Genomic DNA, 21,030 nt, shown 5'->3' with positions numbered 1-21,030 from the left:
TCCCGCGCTGTCGGTGGCGCGTGCGATGCTCGGGGCTGTGGAGAACAGGTCCGTCAGTCCGGTGTTCGTAGGCCGCCAGAGCGAACTCGGCACGCTCGACGACGCGCTCGCCCGCGCGGCCGCGGCGGAGCCGCAGGCGCTGCTGCTCGGCGGCGAGGCCGGGGTCGGGAAGACCCGCCTCATCGAGGAGTTCGCGGCCGCCGCCACCCGTCGCGGCGCCGTCGTCGCGCTCGGCGCCTGCGTCGAGATCGGCGCCGACGGGCTCCCCTTCGCGCCGTTCTCCACCGCCCTGCGCGCCCTGCGCCGCGCCCTGCCCGGCGAGTTCGCCGCCGCTGCCGCCGGCCAGGAGGAGGAACTCGCCCGCCTGCTGCCCGAACTCGGCGGCGACCAGGCCGCCGCGCGCGGCGCCGGCCGGCACGACGAGGAGGGCATGGCCCGCCTCTTCGAGCTCACCGCCCGCCTGCTGGAGCGGGTCGCCGCGGGCCACACCGTCGTCCTCGCCCTGGAGGACCTGCACTGGGCCGACGCCTCGACCCGCCACCTCCTCGTCTACCTGCTGCGCACCCTGCGCACCGGCCGCCTGCTCGTCCTGGCCAGCTACCGCTCCGACGACATCCATCGCCGCCACCCGCTGCGCCCCCTGCTCGCCGAACTCGACCGGCTGCGCACCGTCCACCGCATCGAACTGGCCCGCTTCACCCGCCAGGAGGTGGCCCGCCAGATCGCCGGCATCCTCGCCGCCGAACCCGACCCGGCCCAGATCGACCAGATCTTCGAACGCTCCGACGGCAACGCCTTCTTCGTCGAGGAACTCGCCTGCTGCACCGGCCCGGACTGCCCCGACCTCAGCGACTCCCTGCGCGACCTGCTCCTGGTCCGCGTGGAGGCGCTGCCCGAGACCGCGCAGCGGGTGGTGCGGATCGCCGCCGAGGGCGGCTCCACCGTCGAGTACCGGCTGCTGGCCGCCGTGTCCCGGCTCGCCGAGGACGACCTGATCGAGGCGCTGCGCGCCGCCGTGAACGCCAACGTCCTCATCCCCGCGCCCAGCGGCGACGGCTACCGCTTCCGGCACTCCCTGGTCCGCGAGGCCGTCAGCGACGACCTGCTGCCCGGCGAGCGCTCCCGCCTCGACCGCCGCTACGCGGAGGCCCTGGAGGCCGACCCGACCCTCGTCCCCGCCGACCAGCGCGTCACCCGCCTGGCCAGCTACTGGTACCACGCCCACGACCCCGCCAAGGCGCTGCCCGCCGTCCTGGACGCCTCCGTCGCCGCCCGCTCCCGGCACGCCTACAGCGAGCAACTGCGCCTGCTGGAGCGGGCGATGGAGCTGTGGGACGCCGCCCCGGAGGAGGTCAGCGGGCGGCTGCGCGCCGTCGACCACGTCGAGGCCTACCTCTCCTGCGGCAGCGACGGCGCGCCCGTCCCGTTGCGCTACCTCGACCTGCTGGCCGAGGCCACCGTCGCGGGCCGGCTGTGCGGCGAGCGGGAGCGCGCCATGAAGCTCGCCAAGCGGGCGCTGCGCCTGCTGGACGAGGAGGACGACCCGCTGCGCGCCGCCTGGTTCTGGGTCCAGCGCTCCCGGCTGGTCCAGCTGAAGTCCCACGGCGACGGCTGGCGGGAGCTGGCCACCGCGCAGGACCTGGTGCGCGGACTTCCGCCCTCGGAGGTGCACGCCGAGGTGCTGGCCCACGTCGCCAACTGGTCCATGGTCCACATCCCCGGCCCCGAAGCCGTCTCGGCGGCCGAGCGGGCCGTGGAGTACGCGCGCATGGTCGGCGCCCGCGAGATCGAGATGAACGCCCGGCTGACCCTCGGCGGCCTCATGGTCGACGCCGGGGACGTCGAGGCGGGCCTCGCCGAGATGCACGAGGTCAACCGGCGCACCGTGGCCGACGGGATCTCCGCCGTCGCCGGCCGCTCCTACATCAACCTGCCCTCCGAACTGGAGGCCGTCGGCCGCTCCCGCGAGGCCGTGCCGCTGCTGGAGAAGGGCCTCGCCTACACCCGCGGCCACGGACTGCTGGACCACGAGGCCTGGGTGTGGGGCAACCTCGCCGAGTCCCTGTTCAGCCTGGGCCGCTGGGACGAGGCCGCCGAGGCGGTGGCCCGCTCCGAGCGCATCGGGCACAGCGCGAAGCCGGGCGCCTTCCACGCCAGGAACCGTGCCGAACTCGCCCTGGCCCGCGGCGACCTGGCCGAAGGGGCCCGCCAACTGACCGTGGCGCAGGAGAGCTACGGCAAGTACGCCCACGCCCCGCAGCACGCCATCCCCCTGGCCCGGCTCACCATCGCCGTCGCCGCGGGCGAGGGCCGCCTGCCCGACGCCCGTACCGAACTCGAACGGGTCCTGGAACGCGGCTTCCCACCCGGCACCCACCGCTACGGCTGGCCCGTCCTGCTCACCGCCGCCACCATGGAGGCCCGTGCCGCGACCCTGACCGGCGCCGGTCCCGGCCACACCGCCACCCTCGAACGGGTCAGGGACGCCGCTCGCACGCTGCCCACCGTGGTGCCCGTCTGGCAGGCGTACGAGAGCTGGGTGCGCGCCGAACTCGCGCGCGCCGCGGGCCGCGACCGGCCCGAGGACTGGACCGGCGTCGTCGCGGCCTTCGAGACCCTCGAACGCCCCTACGACCTCGCCCGCGTCCGCTGCCGCCTGGCAGCGGCCCTGCTCGCCGGCGGGGACGCCGACGGCCGCGACCGGGCCACGGAACTGCTGCGCCTGGCGCACGCCGTCGCCGAGCACCTGGGAGCCCGCCCGCTCGCCGACGCGGTGGCGCGGCTCGCCCGCGGCGCCCGGCTCTCCCTGGCCGCCGTCCCTCAGCGGCGGGCCACCGCCGCCGACCCCGTCGAGTCCCTCGGCCTCACCCGCAGGGAACAGGACGTTCTGCGCCTGGTCGCCCTGGGCCGCACCAACCGTCAGATAGCCGAGGAACTGTTCATCTCCCCGAAGACGGCCAGCGTCCACGTCTCCAACATCCTCGCCAAGCTCGACGTCTCGGGCCGCGGCGAGGCGGCGGCGGTGGCGCACCGGCTGGATCTGTTCGCCCACGACCCGCTCTCCGCCCCGGCGGCCGGATGAGTCGTACGGTGGGGAGACGACCGGAGGGGAGCGGACCGTGTTCAACGCCTTCGAGGAACTGTTCGCACCAGGGCGCAAGCACACCACGGACGAGCAGAACCGGCTGGAGCTGACCCGGGAGGACGTCGGAGACGGCGACCCCGGGCGTGGGCCCGTCGACCTCTCGTCCGGGAAGGTGGTCGTACGCCTGCCGAGGACGGCCCCGGAGACGGCCGGCCCCGACGGCGAGACCGAGCCCGACGGGGAGACCGCGTCCGGCGAGGAGTGAGCGCGCCCGGTCGCCGCTCCGGGCCGCCCCGCCGGAACGCCGGGACCGGGGGCTCTGGTTCGGATCATGCGGGGCTCGCGGGCCCCGGCACCGTTCCCCCAGGCTCTTCGAGCAGGGGACCCCCACGCCGCGTCGCCGTCGGTCGCCACGGCTCCGCCATGACGCCCTCCTCCGCCTCGCGAGGCTCCCCCACTGCCTGGACGGCGTGGGAGGCGCCCCCCTCACCGGATCCCGCTCCCTGATCCGGCCTGATCCGGACGAAAGACCCTAGGACACCCGGAGTTCCAGGATCCGGTCGTCGCCCTTCCTCGGCCTGCCCCGGCCGTCGGTGTTGCTGGTGACCAGCCACAGCCGGTCGCCGCCCGCGGCGACCACCGTGCGCAGCCGCCCGTAGGTGCCGGCCAGGAACGCCTGCGGGGCCGCCGAGGCCGCTGTGCCCTTCAGCGGAACCCGCCACAGCCGTTCGCCGCGCAGACCGGCCAGCCAGATCGAGCCGGCGGCGTAGGCGATGCCGCTGGGGGAGGCCTGGTCGGTGTGCCACTGGGCGATCGGGTCGCGGAACTTCCCGTCGCCGGACCTTCCCTCCGCGTCCGGCCAGCCGTAGTTGCCGCCCGGCGTGATCGCGTTCAGCTCGTCCCAGGTGTCCTGGCCGAACTCGTCGGCGAACAGCCGCTGCTTGGCGTCCCAGGCGAGTCCCTGCACATTGCGGTGGCCGTAGGAGTACACGGGCGAGTCGGGGAAGGGGTCGCCCGGGGCCGGCGCGCCGTCCGGCGTCAGCCGCAGGATCTTGCCGCCGAGCGACTTCCGGTCCTGGGCCAGCCCCCGCTCGCCGCTCTCGCCGGTGCCCGCGTAGAGCATGCCGTCGGGGCCGAAGGCGATCCGGCCGCCGTTGTGGATGACGCCCTTCGGGATGCCCTTGAAGATCGTGTCGGGCGCCCCCAGCTGGTCACCGGCCGGACGTTTCGCGTCGTAGAGCATCCGGACGATCCGGTTGTCGGAGGCGGAGGTGAAGTAGGCGTAGATCAGATGGTCGGAGGCGAAGTCGGGGGAGAGGGCGATGCCGAGGAGGCCGCCCTCGCCCTCCGGCGCCACCCCGGAGACCGTCCCCAGCTCGGTCTTGCGCCCGGTCTTCTCGTCGATCCGCGTGATCGTGCCCCGGTCGCGGGAGGAGACCAGCAGACCGCCCTCCGGGAGCGGGGCCAGGCCCCAGGGCGAGTCCAGGCCGTCGGCGACCGTGCGCACCACCTTCACCGTCCCCTTGGCCGGCGGCGCGCTCTCGGCCGCCCGGGCCGGGGCCGAGGAGTGCGCCGCGCTGGCGCCGGGCGTCGCGGAGTGTTCGCCGGACGGCGACTGACCGGAGGAGCATCCGGCCGCCAGCACGAGGACGGCGGCGGCCAGCAGCCCGGGCACGGCTCGACGTTGCACGATCGGGTCCCTTCGACGCGGCGGGTCGTCCCACTCATACACCGCCCGCGCCCGCCAGGTTCCCCTCCACCGCGAACCGAAGCCGTCCCACGCGCGAGCGGCGGCCCTCTCGCACACCGTGCGAGACGCGGCCACGTCGGGAACCGGACGAGCCCCCCGCCCCGCCCCGGTCCCCCTCGACTGAACCCCGGCCTCCTCCCGCACGCGGCACGGCCCCCGTGCCTCAGTCCCAGGACCCCCGCGCCGCCGGCAGCCGCGCCAGTTCCGCCAGGTCCTGGGCCGTCAGGCGAAGTCGGGCCGCCTGCGCGTTCTCCGTCACCCAGCGTTCCCGCTTGGCGCCCGGCACCGGGATCACCTGCCGGCCCTGCGCCAGCACCCAGGCCAGGGCCACCTGCGCCGCGGTGACCCGCTCGCCGTGCCGCGCGGCGACCCGCCGCAGGCCGGCGACGATCGGCTGGTTGGCGGCCATCATCTCGGCGGTGAACCGCGGATGCCGGGCCCGCACGTCGTCCGGCTCGAACCCCTGACCGGGCGTGAGCGTGCCGGTCAGGAAGCCGTTGCCGAGGGGCATCGCGGCGAGGAAGCCGACGCCCCGCGCCGCGCACCACGGCAGCAGCGACACCAGCGCCTCCGGCGACCACACCGACAGCTCGGCCTGCACCGCGCTCACCGGGAACACCTGCTGCACCCGCTCCAGCTGCCGGATCGTTCCGTCGTGCAACCGCGACCCCGACCGGCGCCGGCCGTGCGCCCCCACCGCGCACAGCCCCAGCGCCCGCACCTTCCCGGCCCGCACCAGCTCCGCCATCGCCCCCCAGGTCTCCTCGACGGGCACCTCCGGGTCGGCCCGGTGCAGCTGGTAGAGGTCGATCACGTCCGTCTGCAGCCGCCGCAGCGACGCGTCGCAGGCGCGGCGCACATAGCCGGGGCGGCCGTTGGCCACGATGTGCTGGTCGCCCACCAGCAGGCCCACCTTCGTCGAGACGAAGGCGTCCGCCCGCCGCTCCTTGAGTGCCCGCCCCACCAGCAGCTCGTTGGTGAACGGGCCGTACATGTCGGCCGTGTCCAGCAGCGTGGAGCCGAGGTCGAGCGCCCGGTGCACGGCCCGCAGCGAGGTCTCGCCCCGCTGCCGCGACGCGCTGTAGGACCAGCTCATCGGCATGCACCCGAGCCCCACGGCCCCCACCGCCAGGGCCCCCGCGCCGATCGTCCTGCGCTCCACCTCGCCGTAACCCTCCCTCGCCTGCGGTTGACCAACCTAACCTCTGGCCGCGCACGCCCCTGACATAGCCTCCGGACCATGACTGCTGACGTGTGGCTGCCCATCCCGCCGGACGAGATCGAGGGGCTCCCGGACGGGCCGGACTACCTCTTCTGGGACGGAGGGGACGACGGGGAGCAGGAGTTCCCCGGCGACCCGGCCGACTGCGCCTTCTACGTCGTGCCGTACATGCGCCCCGCCGCCCTCGTGGTGCGCCCGATGCCGCTGATGCGCTCGGTGCGGGTCGTGCAGACGCTGTCCGCCGGCACCGACAACGTCGAGCCGGGTCTGAAGCACCTGCCGGCCGGGGTGCGGCTGTGCAACGCGCGCGGTGTGCACGAGGCGAGCACCGCCGAACTCGCCCTGACCCTCGTCCTGGCCTCGCTGCGCGGCGTCCCCGGTTTCGTGCGCGCCCAGGACCGGGGCGCGTGGCAGGGCGGCTCCTTCTACCCGGCGCTCGCCGACAGGAGCGTCCTCATCGTCGGTTACGGAGCCATCGGCGCCGCCATCGAGGACCGGCTCGCGCCCTTCGAGCTCGCGCGGGTGGCGCGCGTGGCGCGCTCCGGGCGCGCTACGGCGCGCGGTCCCGTGCACCCGCTCACCGATCTGCCCGCGCTGCTTCCGCACGCCGATGTCGTCATCCTGTCCACGCCCTTGACGCCGGGCACCCGAGGACTGGTCGACGCCGGGTTCCTGGCGCGGATGAAGGACGGAGCGCTGCTGGTCAACGTGGCGCGCGGGCCCGTCGTGGACACCGGGGCGCTGCTGGCGGAGCTGGAGAAGGGCCGGATCACCGCGGCCCTCGACGTCACCGACCCCGAGCCGCTGCCCGCCGGCCACCCCCTGTGGCACGCGCCCGGCGTGCTGATCAGCCCGCACGCGGGCGGTCCGACCTCGGCGTTCCGGCCGCGCGCCGAGCGCCTGCTGGTCCGTCAGCTGACCCGTTTCGTGAACCGGGAGCCGCTCGCCAACGTGGTCCTCACGACGGGCGTGGCCGGTGAGGGAACCGCGGGCGCGGTAAACGCGTAGTTCCGCTTCGGGTACCGTCCGCGATCCTCCGGACGCGGTGCGTATACGCATATGCGCTGGTCGTCACGGAGCGTAGAGCGACTATGTCCCTGAGTGACGATACTGGTGTATCGTCCCGACAGGGGCTGCGCCGTGCACTTCGGCGCCGGGGACGGATTCCAGACTGTGAGGGGGGCGACGGGCGATGCACGGCCTATGGACGAACCATCCGAAGCGGCGGGGCCGCCACCGCAAACCCTGGCGCACGGCGGCGCGCGACCGCGGCCGGCGCCCGCAGAGCGGCCGGCTTCCACAGGACGACCGGAATCAGGACGGCGGCCGGAGCCGGCAGCGCGGCCCCGCCGGCCCGAGACGGCATCCGCGACCGGCGCGGCGGTCCTCGCTGGACCCGTCGGCGCGGACCGGGAGGGACCGGTGAGCCCGCCCCCGTCCCTGATGACCACGCTCAGCGGAGCGCCGCGCGGCCGGCTGTCGCCCGGCGTGCTGCCGTCCCGGTCGCCGGCCACCACCGTCGCCCGCGGGGTCGCCCCCCAGCTCGCGCTGGCGCTGGTGTGCGCCGCCTACGCCGTCGGCTCCGCCACCGGCTGGGGCTCGCACGAGGTCGCGCTGTTCATGGGCGACTTCGGGCTGAGCGCCGCAGCCGGCACCGCCGCGGTCTCGTGCGTGCTGTACGCGCGCGGCCACGGCGTCCGCTTCCGGCTCGCCTGGCTGCTGTTCGCCCTCTCCTCCGCGATGGCGGCCCTCGGCAACGCGGTCTGGGGGTGGTACGAAGTCGTGCTCGACGAGCAGGTGCCCAGCCCCAGCTACGCCGACCTGTTCTTCCTGTGCTTCGCCCCGCCCGCGATCATCGGCCTGCTGGTCCTGGCCAAGCGGCCGGTGAACCGGGCCGGCTGGGTGTGCCTGGCGCTGGACGCCTGGCTGATCGGCGGCTCGCTGCTGACCCTCTCCTGGAGCCTCGCGCTCGCCCAGGCGGCCAGGTTCGACGGTCCGAGCGTGGCCTACACCGCGCTCTCGCTGGCCTACCCGCTGCTGGACATCGCCCTGGTCAGCATGGTGCTCGCGCTGCACCTGCGGCGCTCGCGCGTCAACCGCAGAGCGGTCAACACGGCCATCGGCGGTCTCGCCCTCACCGTGCTGAGCGACGCCCTGTTCACCTCGCCCCTGCTGCACCACACCTACCGCTCGGGGCAGCTCCTGGACGCGGGCTGGTTCGCCGGCTCGCTCATCCTCGCCTACGCCCCCTGGGCCGCCTCCCAGTGCGCCCGCACGGCCACCGAACAGCACGAGAGCGCAGGGCCCGAACCGGTCTCCGAGGCGCCCGGCGCCCACCCGCACGACGCCCGCCCGTACGAGGGCGGCCACCCCGGCGCCGCCCGCCCCCAGGGCGGCGAACGCCCGCACGACGAGGCGCACCCGTGTGACGGCGACGACGGCGGAGAGGCCCACGAGCGCGTGGCGGACGGCCCCGCACCCGCCGAGCGCCGCCCGGGCGGCGCCGCGTCCGGACACCTGCCCGGTCAGCGCCCGGGCGGTCCGGACGGACGGTTCCGGCCACCCGCGCCGGACGGCGACGGCGACCACGAGCGCCCCCCGGCCGCCGAGCACGACCGCCATCCGGCCGGCCGCCCGCTCGCCGGCTCCCTCGCCGCCCTCACCCCGTACCTCGCCGCCGCCGTCTGCACGCTGGGGATCCTCTACAACGTGCTCAACGGCCACAGCGTCGACCGCGTGGTGCTGATCACCGCGGGGGCCGTGGTGCTCGCCCTGCTCGTACGGCAGGGCATCACCCTGCTGGAGAACATCACCCTCGCCCAGGAACTGGCCCACAAGGAGAACCACTTCCGCTCCCTGGTGCAGGGCTCCAGCGACGTCATCATGATCGCCGCGCCCAACGGCGTCCTGCGGTACGTCTCCCCGGCCGCCGCCGGGGTCTACGGCCGGCCCGCCGAGGAACTGGTGGGCACCGAACTGGCCAGTCTGATCCACCCCGACGACCTCGGCTGCGTGGTCCACGAGGTGCGCCGCTTCCTCGCCGCCAGCCCGCACGAGGAGCCCACCACCCGTATCGAGTGCCGCTTCCGCTTCGGCGGCGGGGGCGCCTCCCACCCGGGCGAGACCGAGAGCGGGGGCGGCTGGCTCAACGTCGAGTCCACCATCAACCGCCACCACGGCGGCCTGATCTTCAACAGCCGGGACGTCACCGAGCGGGTGCGCCTCCAGGCCCAGCTCCAGCACAACGCCGAGCACGACCCGCTCACCGACCTGCCCAACCGCGCCCTGTTCACCAAACGCGTCCAGCAGGCCCTGTCCGGCCGCCGCAGCACCGACCGGGGCACCGCCGTGCTCTTCATCGACCTGGACGGCTTCAAGGGCGTCAACGACACCATCGGCCACCAGGCCGGGGACGAACTGCTCGTCCAGGCCGCCCGCAGACTCCAGGAGGCGGTCCGGCACGGCGACACCGCCGCCCGGCTCGGCGGCGACGAGTTCGCCGCCCTCATCGTCGGCGACGGCGGCCGCGACCACGCGGCCCGCGAGGGCCACATCCTGGAGCTGGCCGACCGGCTCAGAGCGACCCTCTCGCAGCCCTACCTCATCGACGGCAACGACGTCCGCGTCGCCGCCTCGATCGGCGTCGCCTTCGCCGAGCCGGGTCTCGGCGCGGGCGAGCTGCTGCGCAACGCCGACCTCGCGATGTACCGCGCCAAGGCCGCGGGCAAGGGCCGGGTCGAGCTGTACAAGCCGCAGATGCAGCAGGACGTGGTCCGCCGGGCGGGCCTGGCCGGCCGGCTGCGCTCCGCGCTGCACGACGGCGAGTTCACCCTGCTGCACCAGCCGGTGGTGCGCCTGGCGGACGGCCGGGTCACCGCCGTCGCCGCCCAGGCGCGCTGGCGCTCCTCCCAGGGCGTGCTGTTCACGCCGGCCGAGTTCCTGCGGGCCGCCGAGGACGGCGACAAGTCGGCCGAGCTGGCCCGCTGGCTGCTGGAGCAGGCCGTGGAGCAGGCCGCCGAGCGGGCCAGGACCGGGCTGTCCGTCTCCGTGGCGGTCCGGCTCGGCGCCCGCCGCCTGGTGGACCGCACCCTGCCCCCGGGCGCCGTGGAGACCCTGCTGACCCGGCACGGGTTGCCCTCCGGGGCGCTGGTGATCGAGCTGGCCGACACCGACCCGAGGGTCCCGCTGGACGAGCTGGAGCGCCGCCTTTCGGCCCTCGCCCGGCTCGGGGTGCGCATCGCCCTGGACGGCTTCGGTGGCGGCCACGGCGCCATCACGGCCCTGCGCCGGCTCCCCGTCGACGTGCTCAAGCTGGACCGGGGCCTGGTCGAGGGCGTCGTGGAGTCCGCCCGGCTGCACAAGATCACCAGCGGGCTGCTGCGGATCGCCGGCGACCTCGGGCTGCAGTCCGTGGCCGAGGGCGTGGACCTCCCCGAACAGGTCGTCGCCCTGCGCGCGATGGGCTGCACCCACGCCCAGGGCACGGCCTTCTCCGGCCCGCTGGACGAGTACCGGCTGCGCCGGGCCATCGCCGCCGGCCACTACCCGGTGCCGCCGGGACCGGCCGAGCCGGTCTTCGCCGGCAAGGGCGTGGCCGCGTTCACCGCCGGGGTGCCGGCCGTGCTCGGCGGCGGGGCGGCCCCGGCCGTGGTCGGCGGCGGGAGCGTGCCCGCCGTGCGCGGGAGCGGAACGACACTGTGCCCACATAATGAGACGCCCGTCCCACCCACTTGACAGTAGGTGCGCGCCGGGGGGAGGGTCAGTGCCATGCGCACCCGAATTCTCGTACTTGGACAGCGCGTCGGCTGAGCTGGGACCCACCGGAGGAGAGATCCGGAATCCCCAGCGACCCACACCGGCGCGCTCCCCTCGCTTGCCTCACGGCACGAGGGGTTTTTTGTTGCACGGGCACCCTCCGTACAACACCCGCACACCGTGCGAACCCGGCGGAAGCCGGACATGCCAGACCCTCGAAGAATCCTCGCCAGAACCCTCAGCATCGAGAAGAGAATGCCGATGACCGAGCAGGCCACCGGGGCCCATCCGCAGCCGCGGCCCCGATCCGGAGGACACCAGTCCGCGCCCGAGCACGTCACGGGTGCGCAGTCCCTCATCCGCTCTCTCGAGGAGGTCGGCGCCGACACCGTGTTCGGCATTCCCGGTGGCGCGATCCTTCCCGCGTACGACCCGCTGATGGACTCCACGAGGGTGCGCCACGTCCTGGTCCGGCACGAGCAGGGCGCCGGCCACGCGGCCACCGGCTACGCCCAGGCCACCGGCAAGGTCGGCGTCTGCATGGCGACCAGCGGCCCCGGCGCCACCAACCTGGTCACCCCGATCGCCGACGCCCACATGGACTCCGTTCCGATGGTCGCGATCACCGGCCAGGTGGCGTCCTCCTCGATCGGCACGGACGCCTTCCAGGAGGCGGACATCGTCGGCATCACCATGCCGATCACCAAGCACAACTTCCTGGTCACCCAGGCCGAGGACATCCCGCGGGTGATCGCCGAGGCGTTCCACATCGCCTCCACCGGCCGCCCTGGACCGGTCCTCGTGGACATCGCCAAGGACGCCCTCCAGGCGAAGACCGTCTTCTCCTGGCCGCCCGTCATGGACCTGCCCGGCTACCGGCCCGTCACCAAGCCGCACGCCAAGCAGATCCGCGAGGCCGCCAAGCTCATCACCGCCGCCAAGCGGCCGGTCCTCTACGTCGGCGGCGGCGTCCTCAAGGCGAAGGCCACCGCCGAGCTGAAGGTGCTGGCCGAACTGACCGGAGCGCCCGTCACCACCACCCTGATGGCGCTCGGCGCGTTCCCCGACAGCCACCCGCTGCACGTGGGAATGCCGGGCATGCACGGTGCGGTCACCGCCGTCACCGCGCTGCAGAAGGCCGACCTGATCGTCGCCCTCGGCGCCCGCTTCGACGACCGCGTCACCGGCAAGCTGGACAGCTTCGCCCCCTACGCCAAGATCGTCCACGCCGACATCGACCCGGCCGAGATCGGCAAGAACCGCGAGGCCGACGTGCCGATCGTCGGCGACGCCCGCGAGGTCATCGCCGACCTGATCCAGGCGGTCCAGAAGGAGCACTCCGAGGGCCACCGCGGCGACTACACCGCCTGGTGGAACGACCTCAACCGCTGGCGCGACACCTACCCGCTCGGCTACGACCAGCCCGGCAACGGCTCGCTCGCCCCGCAGCAGGTCATCGAGCGCATCGGACAGCTCGCCCCGGAGGGCACGATCTTCGCCGCGGGCGTCGGCCAGCACCAGATGTGGGCCGCGCACTTCGTCCAGTACGAGCAGCCCGCCACCTGGCTCAACTCCGGCGGCGCCGGGACCATGGGCTACGCGGTGCCGGCCGCCATGGGCGCCAAGGCGGGCAGGCCCGAGCGCACCGTGTGGGCGATCGACGGCGACGGCTGCTTCCAGATGACCAATCAGGAGCTGACCACCTGCGCCCTGAACAACATCCCGATCAAGGTCGCCGTCATCAACAACGGCGCTCTCGGGATGGTCCGCCAGTGGCAGACCCTGTTCTACAACCAGCGCTACTCCAACACGGTCCTGCACTCCGGCCCGGACGACGTCAATCCCCAGGCCAAGGGCACCCGCGTCCCCGACTTCGTCAAGCTGTCGGAGGCCATGGGCTGCTACGCGATCCGCTGCGAGTCCCCGGCCGACCTCGACAAGGCCATCGAGGAGGCCAACTCCATCAACGACCGCCCGGTCGTCATCGACTTCATCGTCCACGAGGACGCCATGGTGTGGCCGATGGTCGCCGCCGGCACCTCCAACGACGAGATCATGGCCGCCCGGGACGTCCGCCCCGACTTCGGCGACAACGAAGACGACTGACAGAGAGCTGAGCGATAACCATGTCCAAGCACACCCTCTCGGTCCTCGTCGAGAACACCCCGGGCGTCCTGGCCCGGATCACCGCCCTGTTCTCACGCCGCGGCTTCAACATCGACTCGCTCGCGGTCGGCGTCACCGAGCACCCCGACATCTCCCGCATCACCATCGTGGTCAGCGTCGAGGACTTCCCGCTGGAGCAGGTGACCAAGCAGCTCAACAAGCTGGTCAACGTGCTCAAGATCGTCGAGCTGGAGCCCACCCAGGCCGTCCAGCGCGAACTCGTCCTGGTCAAGGTGCGCGCCGACAACGAGACGCGCTCGCAGGTCGTGGAGATCGTCCAGCTGTTCCGCGCCAAGACCGTCGACGTGTCCCCGGAGGCCGTGACCATCGAGGCCACCGGGTCCAGCGACAAGCTGTCCGCCATGCTCAAGATGCTGGAGCAGTACGGCATCAAGGAGCTGGTCCAGTCCGGCACGATCGCGATCGGCCGCGGCGCCCGTTCGATCACGGACCGGTCGCTGCGCGCCCTCGACCGGTCGGCGTAACGACGCGTTCGGGCGGTCGGGCGACACCCGCCGCCCGTATGCCGAGACCCCCGGACTTCCCGTCCCCTCACCGGCATACGGTGGGACGCACAACCTGCACACCAAGGAGAGAACCCAAAGTGGCCGAGCTGTTCTACGACGCCGACGCCGACCTGTCCATCATCCAGGGCCGCAAGGTCGCGGTCATCGGCTACGGCAGCCAGGGTCACGCCCACGCGCTGTCGCTGCGCGACTCGGGCGTCGACGTGCGCGTCGGTCTGCACGAGGGCTCCAAGTCCAAGGCCAAGGCCGAGGAGCAGGGCCTGCGCGTGGTGAGCCCCTCCGAGGCCGCCGCCGAGGCCGACGTCATCATGATCCTGGTCCCGGACCCGATCCAGGCCCAGGTCTACGAGGAGCACATCGCCCCGAACCTGAAGGACGGCGACGCGCTGTTCTTCGGCCACGGCCTCAACATCCGCTACGGCTTCATCAAGCCCCCGGCCGGCGTGGACGTGTGCATGGTCGCCCCCAAGGGCCCGGGTCACCTGGTGCGCCGTCAGTACGAGGAGGGCCGCGGCGTCCCGTGCATCGTGGCCGTCGAGCAGGACGCCTCCGGCGACGCGTTCGCGCTGGCGCTGTCGTACGCCAAGGGCATCGGCGGCACCCGCGCAGGCGTCATCAAGACCACCTTCACCGAGGAGACCGAGACCGACCTCTTCGGCGAGCAGGCCGTGCTGTGCGGCGGCACCGCCGCCCTGGTGAAGGCCGGCTTCGAGACCCTGGTCGAGGCGGGCTACCAGCCCGAGATCGCCTACTTCGAGTGCCTGCACGAGCTGAAGCTGATCGTGGACCTCATGTACGAGGGCGGCCTGGAGAAGATGCGCTGGTCGATCTCCGAGACCGCCGAGTGGGGCGACTACGTCACCGGCCCGCGCATCATCACCGACGCCACCAAGGCCGAGATGAAGAAGGTCCTCGCCGAGATCCAGGACGGCACCTTCGCCCGCAACTGGATGGACGAGTACCACGGCGGTCTGAAGAAGTACAACGAGTACAAGAAGCAGGACTCCGAGCACCTGCTGGAGACCACCGGCAAGGAGCTGCGCAAGCTCATGAGCTGGGTGAACGAGGAGGCGTAAGCCTCACGGCCGAGGGGCCGGAGCCATGCTCCGGCCCCTTCGTCGGCTTTCTTCGCCGAACCCGGGGCGAGGCCGCGGTCCACGGTCGGCTCGCGGCGTTGTCCACCCCGTCCAGCCACGGACGGGTGATCCTTCCGCAGCGGAGTAATGCAGGGCACACAACGCCACTAGACTGCTGCACAACAACGCGTCAGGCCCACAGCGTCGTGCGTCTTCCACGCGGCATGCCCCTCCACCGCCTGCGGCCGTCGGGACGGCCGTCCGCATTGGACTTGTGAGGACTCACGTGAGCTCGAAACCCGTCGTACTCATCGCTGAAGAGCTGTCGCCCGCCACCGTCGACGCGCTCGGCCCCGACTTCGAGATCCGGCACTGCAACGGCGCCGACCGGGCCGAACTGCTGCCCGCCATCGCCGACGTCGACGCGATCCTGATCCGCTCGGCCACCAAGGTCGACGCCGAGGCCGTCGCCGCCGCCAAGAAGCTCAAGGTCGTCGCCCGCGCCGGCGTCGGTCTGGACAACGTCGACGTCTCCGCCGCCACCAAGGCCGGCGTGATGGTCGTCAACGCGCCGACCTCCAACATCGTGACCGCCGCCGAGCTGGCCTGCGGCCTCCTGCTGGCCACCGCGCGCAACATCCCGCAGGCCAACGCCGCGCTGAAGAACGGCGAGTGGAAGCGCAGCAAGTACACCGGCGTCGAGCTGGCCGAGAAGACCCTCGGCGTCGTCGGCCTCGGCCGCATCGGCGCGCTGGTCGCCCAGCGCATGTCCGCCTTCGGCATGAAGGTCGTCGCCTACGACCCCTACGTGCAGCCCGCGCGGGCCGCGCAGATGGGCGTCAAGGTGCTGACCCTGGACGAGCTGCTGGAGGTCTCCGACTTCATCACCGTCCACCTGCCCAAGACGCCCGAGACCCTCGGCCTGATCGGCGAGGAGGCGCTGCACAAGGTCAAGCCGAGCGTGCGCATCGTCAACGCCGCGCGCGGCGGCATCGTGGACGAGGAGGCGCTGTACTCGGCGCTCAAGGAGGGCCGGGTCGCCGGCGCGGGCCTCGACGTGTACGCCAAGGAGCCCTGCACCGACTCGCCGCTGTTCGAGTTCGACCAGGTGGTCTGCACCCCGCACCTCGGCGCCTCCACGGACGAGGCGCAGGAGAAGGCGGGCATCGCCGTCGCCAAGTCGGTGCGCCTCGCCCTCGCCGGCGAGCTGGTGCCCGACGCGGTCAACGTCCAGGGCGGTGTCATCGCCGAGGACGTCAAGCCGGGCCTGCCCCTGGCCGAGCGCCTCGGCCGCATCTTCACCGCCCTCGCCGGCGAGGTGGCCGTCCGCCTCGACGTCGAGGTCTACGGCGAGATCACCCAGCACGACGTCAAGGTGCTGGAGCTGTCCGCGCTGAAGGGCGTCTTCGAGGACGTGGTGGACGAGACCGTCTCCTACGTCAACGCCCCGCTGTTCGCGCAGGAGCGCGGCGTGGAGGTACGGCTGACCACGAGCAGCGAGTCCGCCGACCACCGCAACGTCGTCACCGTGCGCGGCACCCTCGCCGACGGCGAGGAGATCTCGGTCTCCGGTACGCTCGCCGGCCCCAAGCACGTCCAGAAGATCGTCGCCGTCGGCGAGTACGACGTGGACCTCGCACTCGCCGACCACATGGTGGTCCTGCGTTACGAGGACCGTCCGGGCGTCGTCGGCACGGTGGGCCGGATCATCGGCGAGGCGGGCGTCAACATCGCCGGTATGCAGGTCGCCCGTGCGGCGGTCGGCGGCGAGGCGCTGGCCGTGCTCACGGTGGACGATACGGTGCCGCCGTCGGTGCTTTCCGAGGTCGCGGCGGAGATCGGGGCCACGTCGGCCCGATCGGTGAACCTCGTCTGAGGACACCGTCCCTCTGGGGCTGCCGGTCAGGGCCGGCAGCCCCTAGCCGGCCGCGCCGATCACGAAGCCGGCCGTGACGACATGCGCCCGGTCGCCGCCCTTCCGTACCAGGTGGACCGTCGTCGGCGCCGCCCGATCGGGACCGGGGGCAGCAGCGGCGCCCGGCCGTCGATCAGGGCCTCTCGTTCGGATCATGCCGGCCTCGCGGGTCTGGTGCCGTTCCCCCCAGCTCTTCGAGCAGGGGAATCCCCACGCCGCGTCGTCGTCGGTTGCCACGGCTCCGCCATGACGCCCTCCTCCGCCTCGCGAGGCTCCCTTACTGCCTGGACGGCGCGGGAGGCCCACCCTCGCCGGAGCCCGCTCCCTGATCCGGCCCGATCCGAACGGAAGACCCTAGAGCCGCGCCGCCTTCAGGGCCATGTGGAGCAGCAGACGGTCCTCGCCGTCGTCCAGGTCGAGACCGGTCAGCTGCTCCACCCGGGACAGCCGGTAGTACAGCGTCTGCCGATGGATGCCCAGCTCGGCGGCGGTGCGGCCGGCCTGGCCCGCGCAGTCGAGGTACACCTCGGCGGTGCGGGCCAGGTCCTGGTGGCCGGGAGCGAGCAGCGGGCCGGTCACCGCGTCGTGCGTGGCGTGCGCGGGCAGCGAGGTGAGCAGACGGTACGGGCCGATCCGCGCCCACTCGGCGACCGGCCCGAGCCGGGGCTCGGCCAGCGCGGCACGGGCCGCCGCCGACGCCTCCGCCCAGGCGGCGGCCAGATCGGCGAGCCCGATCCGCCCGGCGGCCACCCCGGCAGCCGTCCGTCCGCGCCCCGCCCCGCCGACCGCCGGCACCGCGCCGGCCTCCGCCTGCTCCAGCAGCCGGGTCGCCGCCGACACCGCGCCGGTCAGCGTCTCCGGGGAGCGCAGCCGCACCAGCACCGCCAGGCACTGCGCGGTCGTGCCCCACGGCACCGTGCACAGCGCCGTCGCGCCCGGCAGCGTCCGCACCGAGGGTGCGTCGTCCGGGTCGGCCGAGGGCCACGGCGCCACGCACACCACCGTGTGCGGCCCGTCCGCCCGCGCGCCCAGCGCCGTCCGCAGCTCGGCCACCGCCATGTCGCGCGGCCAGCCCCGTTCGGCGGTGAGCACCGCCCGCAACTCCCGGGTCAGATCCGCGCCGTGCTGCGCCTCGTCCGCCAGCAGCGCGCCGATCCGCCCGGTCACCAGCATCGCGGCGGCCAGTTGCTGTTCGCTCGGCCCGGGATCGTCGTCCAGCAGCCAGACATAGCCGAGGACGACCCCCCGATGGCGTACCGGGAGGCAGATCCGGCCCCGGTAGACGCCCGCCTCCGGGGTGGGCGGGATGCGCACCGGGCCGGTCGCCCGGGTGATGCCGAAGCCCTCGAACCAGCGGCGCACCGCGGCCGTGGAGCGACGGGTGAGGATCGAGCGGGTGCGCACCGGGTCCAGGGCGGACGGGTCCAGATCGCCCTCGCTGTCGTAGGCGCCGAAAGCGATCAGCTCGAAGGTGCGGCTCTCCAGGGTGGCCGGGGCGCCGAGCAGCTCCGAGATCTCGTCCACCAGCTCCTGGTAGTCGCCTTTGTACGCCGCCGTCATCCGGCCATTCTCCCGCACTTCTGCAGGGCCTTCATACATCTGTCTGAGATCGACTCCGCTGATGCGTGACAGCTGTCGATGGCAGAGGATCGGAGGGTTCCTTAGCTTTCACAGTGGTTCTCCGTGCCGTCCCCGAATGGACGGGTTTCGGCCTTTTGACTGACTGTTGTGGAGGTTCCCGTGCTGGGTCCCGTGATTCTTGCCGCGTCGCGCAGCGACCGGATGCGACGTCTGATCTCGGCGGCCCCGGTGACCAAGCAGGTCGTGGACCGCTTCATCCCCGGCGAGACCGTGACGGACATCGTCCCGATCATCGAGGACCTCACGGCCAAGGGCCTGGAGCTGACCATGGACGTGGTCGGCGAGGACATCACCACCCCCGAGCAGGCCACCGCCGCCCGGGACGCCTACCTGGCCCTGATCGACCACATCAAGGACCTGGACCTCGGCCCGCGGGTCGAGATGTCCGTCAAGCTCTCCATGTTCGGCCAGGCGCTGCCCGGCGGCCACGAGCTGGCCCTCGCCAACGTCCGTCCGGTCGTCGAGGCCGCCGCCGCCATCGGCACCACGGTCACCCTGGACGCCGAGGACCACACCACCCTCGACTCGATGTTCGCCATCCACGAGGAGCTGCGGAAGGACTTCCCGCAGACCGGCTGCGTCATCCAGGCCTACCTGTTCCGCACCGAGGCCGACGCGCGCCGCCTCGCCGAGGCCGGCAGCCGCGTACGGTTGGTGAAGGGCGCCTACAAGGAGCCCGCCGAGGTCGCCTACCAGAACAAGCACGAGATCGACAAGGCGTACGTCCGGGTCCTGAAGACCCTCATGGAGGGCGAGGGGTACCCGATGATCGGTTCGCACGACCCGCGGCTGATCTCCATAGCCCAGGAACTCGCCCGGACGGCCGGCCGCAAGCTGGACGAGTACGAGTTCCAGATGCTCTACGGCATCCGCGGCGACGAACACCTGCGGCTGGCCGCCGAGGGTCACCGGATGCGCGTCTACACCGCCTACGGCACCGACTGGTACGGCTACTTCATGCGCCGTCTCGCGGAGAAGCCGGCGAACCTGCGCTTCTTCGTGCGGAGCATGCTCAGCCGAGGCTGACCGGCGACGGCTGCGCCGCACCCCCTGCCGGGGGTCCGGGGGCGCCCCCGGGAAGGCGCGGCATGCGCCGGCCGGCGGAAAAGCCGGCCCACCAGCGCTTCTTCGTCCGTTCGACGGTCGGCAAGGGCTGAGCCCGCCACCCACGCCCGCAACACCGCTCACCTCAAGGAGTTACGGAACACATGGACGCTGTGACCCAGGTCCCCACCCCGGTCAACGAGCCCGTGCACGGCTACGCCCCCGGTTCGCCCGAGCGCGCCCGGCTGGAGGCCAAGCTCAAGGAGCTGGCCGAGAACCCGGTCGAGCTGCCCTGCACCATCGGCGGCGAGAAGCGCCTGGGCGGCGGCGAGGCCTTCGAGGTCGTGCAGCCGCACAACCACAAGGCCGTCCTCGGCACCTACCGCAACGCCACGAAGCAGGACGCCCAGGACGCCATCGACGCCGCCCTGGCCGCGGCCCCGGCCTGGCGTGCCATGTCCTTCGACGACCGCGCCGCGATCATCCTGCGCGCCGCCGAGCTGCTGGCCGGCCCCTGGCGCGAGACCATCGCCGCCTCCACCATGCTCGGCCAGTCCAAGACGGCCCAGCAGGCCGAGATCGACAGCCCCTGCGAGCTGGTCGACTTCTGGCGCTTCAACGTCCACTACGCCCGCCAGATCCTGGCCGAGCAGCCCCCGGCCAACTCGCCGGGCGTGTGGAACCGCCTGGACCACCGCCCGCTGGAGGGCTTCGTCTACGCGATCACGCCGTTCAACTTCTCGGCGATCGCCGCCAACCTGCCCACCGCGCCCGCCCTCATGGGCAACGTGGTGATCTGGAAGCCGTCCCCGACCCAGACGCACGCCGCCGTGCTGCTGATGAAGCTGCTGGAGGAGGCGGGTCTGCCCAAGGGCGTCATCAACCTGCTCACCGGCGACGGCATCGAGGTCTCCGAGGTCGCCCTGAACCACCGCGACCTGGCGGGCATCCACTTCACCGGCTCGACCAAGACCTTCCAGCACCTGTGGAAGACGGTCGGCAACAACATCGAGAAGTACCGCTCCTACCCGCGGCTGGTCGGTGAGACCGGCGGCAAGGACTTCGTCGTCGCCCACCCGAGCGCCGACCGCGCGGTGCTGAAGACCGCGCTGACCCGCGGCGCCTTCGAGTACCAGGGCCAGAAGTGCTCGGCGACCTCGCGCGCGTACATCCCGGCCTCCCTGTGGAACTCGGGCTTCAAGGAGGAGTTCGCCGCCGAGGTGGACGGCCTCGCCATGGGTGACGTCACCGACCTGTCGAACTTCATCGGCGCGGTCATCGACGAGCGCTCCTTCGCCAAGAACAAGGCCGCCATCGACCGCGCCAAGGCCGACCCGGCCTGCACGATCGTCGCCGGCGGCAGCTACGACGACTCGGTCGGCTACTTCGTCCGCCCGACCGTCATCGAGTGCACCGACCCGGAGAACGAGGTCTTCACCACCGAGTACTTCGGCCCGATCCTCGCCGTGTACGTCTACGAGGACGACCGGTACGACGAGATGCTGACCCAGATGGAGTCGGTGTCGGACTACGCCCTCACCGGTTCGGTCATCGCCAACGACCGCGCCGCGGCGGCGTACACGATGGAGAAGCTGCGCTACGCGGCGGGCAACTTCTACATCAACGACAAGTCGACCGGCGCCGTGGTCGGCCAGCAGCCCTTCGGCGGCGGCCGCGCCTCCGGCACCAACGACAAGGCCGGTGCCCCGCAGAACCTGATGCGCTGGACGCTGACCCGCGCCATCAAGGAGTCGCTGGTCTCGCCGACCGACTACACCTACCCGCACATGGGCTGAGACGCCGTGCCGCGCGTGAGCCGACGCGCGGGGCATGCCGACGGGCCGGGTCC

Annotated in this window: 13 protein-coding genes; 10 read left to right on the top strand and 3 right to left on the bottom strand. The window is 72.8% G+C overall.

The window, feature by feature from the left end:
* The first annotated feature begins 25 nt into the window (after positions 1–25).
* Together AB0N63_RS25385 and AB0N63_RS25380 are read left to right on the top strand one after the other, a co-directional pair.
* The gene (locus AB0N63_RS25385) at positions 26–3,082 is read left to right on the top strand and encodes an AAA family ATPase (RefSeq protein ID WP_365531832.1); all 3,057 of its coding nucleotides are present in this window, start codon (positions 26–28) and stop codon (positions 3,080–3,082) included.
* A 37-nt stretch (positions 3,083–3,119) separates the two neighbouring features.
* Positions 3,120–3,350, top strand: a complete 231-nt coding sequence (locus AB0N63_RS25380; RefSeq protein WP_365531830.1) for a DUF6191 domain-containing protein — start codon at positions 3,120–3,122, stop codon at positions 3,348–3,350.
* Between the two features lie 267 nt (positions 3,351–3,617).
* Here AB0N63_RS25380 and AB0N63_RS25375 read toward each other — a convergent pair whose 3' ends face one another.
* Both AB0N63_RS25375 and AB0N63_RS25370 read right to left on the bottom strand, forming a co-directional pair.
* Entirely contained in the window at positions 3,618–4,775 is a 1,158-nt protein-coding gene (locus AB0N63_RS25375) for a PQQ-dependent sugar dehydrogenase (protein ID WP_365531829.1), read from the bottom strand.
* Between the two features lie 223 nt (positions 4,776–4,998).
* Positions 4,999–5,997: an aldo/keto reductase gene (locus tag AB0N63_RS25370; RefSeq protein ID WP_365531827.1), complete on the bottom strand. Its 999-nt coding sequence runs from the start codon at positions 5,995–5,997 to the stop codon at positions 4,999–5,001.
* Positions 5,998–6,075: 78 nt separating this feature from the next.
* On the opposite strand from AB0N63_RS25370, the gene AB0N63_RS25365 reads away from it, so the two are divergent.
* From AB0N63_RS25365 to serA, 6 genes are all read left to right on the top strand, one after another.
* Positions 6,076–7,065 carry a 2-hydroxyacid dehydrogenase gene (locus tag AB0N63_RS25365; RefSeq protein WP_365531825.1) on the top strand — a complete coding sequence of 330 codons (990 nt, stop codon included), beginning with the start codon at positions 6,076–6,078 and terminating at the stop codon, positions 7,063–7,065.
* 414 nt (positions 7,066–7,479) lie between these two features.
* A complete protein-coding gene (locus tag AB0N63_RS25360; RefSeq protein WP_365531823.1) occupies positions 7,480–10,791 on the top strand; it encodes an EAL domain-containing protein in 3,312 nt (1,103 codons plus the stop codon).
* Between the two features lie 282 nt (positions 10,792–11,073).
* Entirely contained in the window at positions 11,074–12,918 is a 1,845-nt protein-coding gene (locus tag AB0N63_RS25355; RefSeq protein ID WP_365531822.1) for an acetolactate synthase large subunit, read from the top strand.
* Positions 12,919–12,938: 20 nt separating this feature from the next.
* Positions 12,939–13,463: an acetolactate synthase small subunit gene (gene ilvN, locus AB0N63_RS25350; RefSeq protein ID WP_009190777.1), complete on the top strand. Its 525-nt coding sequence runs from the start codon at positions 12,939–12,941 to the stop codon at positions 13,461–13,463.
* Between the two features lie 119 nt (positions 13,464–13,582).
* Positions 13,583–14,581, top strand: coding sequence for a ketol-acid reductoisomerase (gene ilvC, locus AB0N63_RS25345; protein WP_009190778.1), 999 nt, complete (start codon positions 13,583–13,585; stop codon positions 14,579–14,581).
* A 286-nt stretch (positions 14,582–14,867) separates the two neighbouring features.
* Positions 14,868–16,457 (top strand): phosphoglycerate dehydrogenase, encoded by a 1,590-nt coding sequence (gene serA, locus AB0N63_RS25340; RefSeq protein ID WP_365531818.1) that lies wholly within the window; start codon positions 14,868–14,870, stop codon positions 16,455–16,457.
* 393 nt (positions 16,458–16,850) lie between these two features.
* Here serA and AB0N63_RS25335 read toward each other — a convergent pair whose 3' ends face one another.
* Positions 16,851–18,056: a helix-turn-helix domain-containing protein gene (locus AB0N63_RS25335; RefSeq protein ID WP_365531816.1), complete on the bottom strand. Its 1,206-nt coding sequence runs from the start codon at positions 18,054–18,056 to the stop codon at positions 16,851–16,853.
* A 180-nt stretch (positions 18,057–18,236) separates the two neighbouring features.
* On the opposite strand from AB0N63_RS25335, the gene AB0N63_RS25330 reads away from it, so the two are divergent.
* Complete coding sequence (locus AB0N63_RS25330) at positions 18,237–19,163, top strand: proline dehydrogenase family protein (protein ID WP_365531815.1); 927 nt, start codon at positions 18,237–18,239, stop codon at positions 19,161–19,163.
* Positions 19,164–19,345: 182 nt separating this feature from the next.
* A complete protein-coding gene (gene pruA, locus AB0N63_RS25325; RefSeq protein WP_365531813.1) occupies positions 19,346–20,977 on the top strand; it encodes an L-glutamate gamma-semialdehyde dehydrogenase in 1,632 nt (543 codons plus the stop codon).
* Positions 20,978–21,030: the final 53 nt, after the last annotated feature.

This window comes from Streptomyces sp. NPDC093260 (genome assembly GCF_040683715.1).
GTDB lineage: Bacteria > Actinomycetota > Actinomycetes > Streptomycetales > Streptomycetaceae > Streptomyces > Streptomyces sennicomposti.
The sequence above is the reverse complement of the archived record's forward strand: the minus strand, read 5'-3'. Positions and strand labels throughout refer to the sequence as shown.

Coding starts and splice junctions, on each gene's coding strand:
- AB0N63_RS25365 (WP_365531825.1), top strand. CDS start 6,076: ATGACTGCTGACGTGTGGCTGCCCATCCCGCCGGACGAGATCGAGGGG.
- AB0N63_RS25385 (WP_365531832.1), top strand. CDS start 26: ATGCTCGGGGCTGTGGAGAACAGGTCCGTCAGTCCGGTGTTCGTAGGC.
- AB0N63_RS25335 (WP_365531816.1), bottom strand. CDS start 18,056: ATGACGGCGGCGTACAAAGGCGACTACCAGGAGCTGGTGGACGAGATC.
- pruA (WP_365531813.1), top strand. CDS start 19,346: ATGGACGCTGTGACCCAGGTCCCCACCCCGGTCAACGAGCCCGTGCAC.
- AB0N63_RS25355 (WP_365531822.1), top strand. CDS start 11,074: ATGACCGAGCAGGCCACCGGGGCCCATCCGCAGCCGCGGCCCCGATCC.
- ilvN (WP_009190777.1), top strand. CDS start 12,939: ATGTCCAAGCACACCCTCTCGGTCCTCGTCGAGAACACCCCGGGCGTC.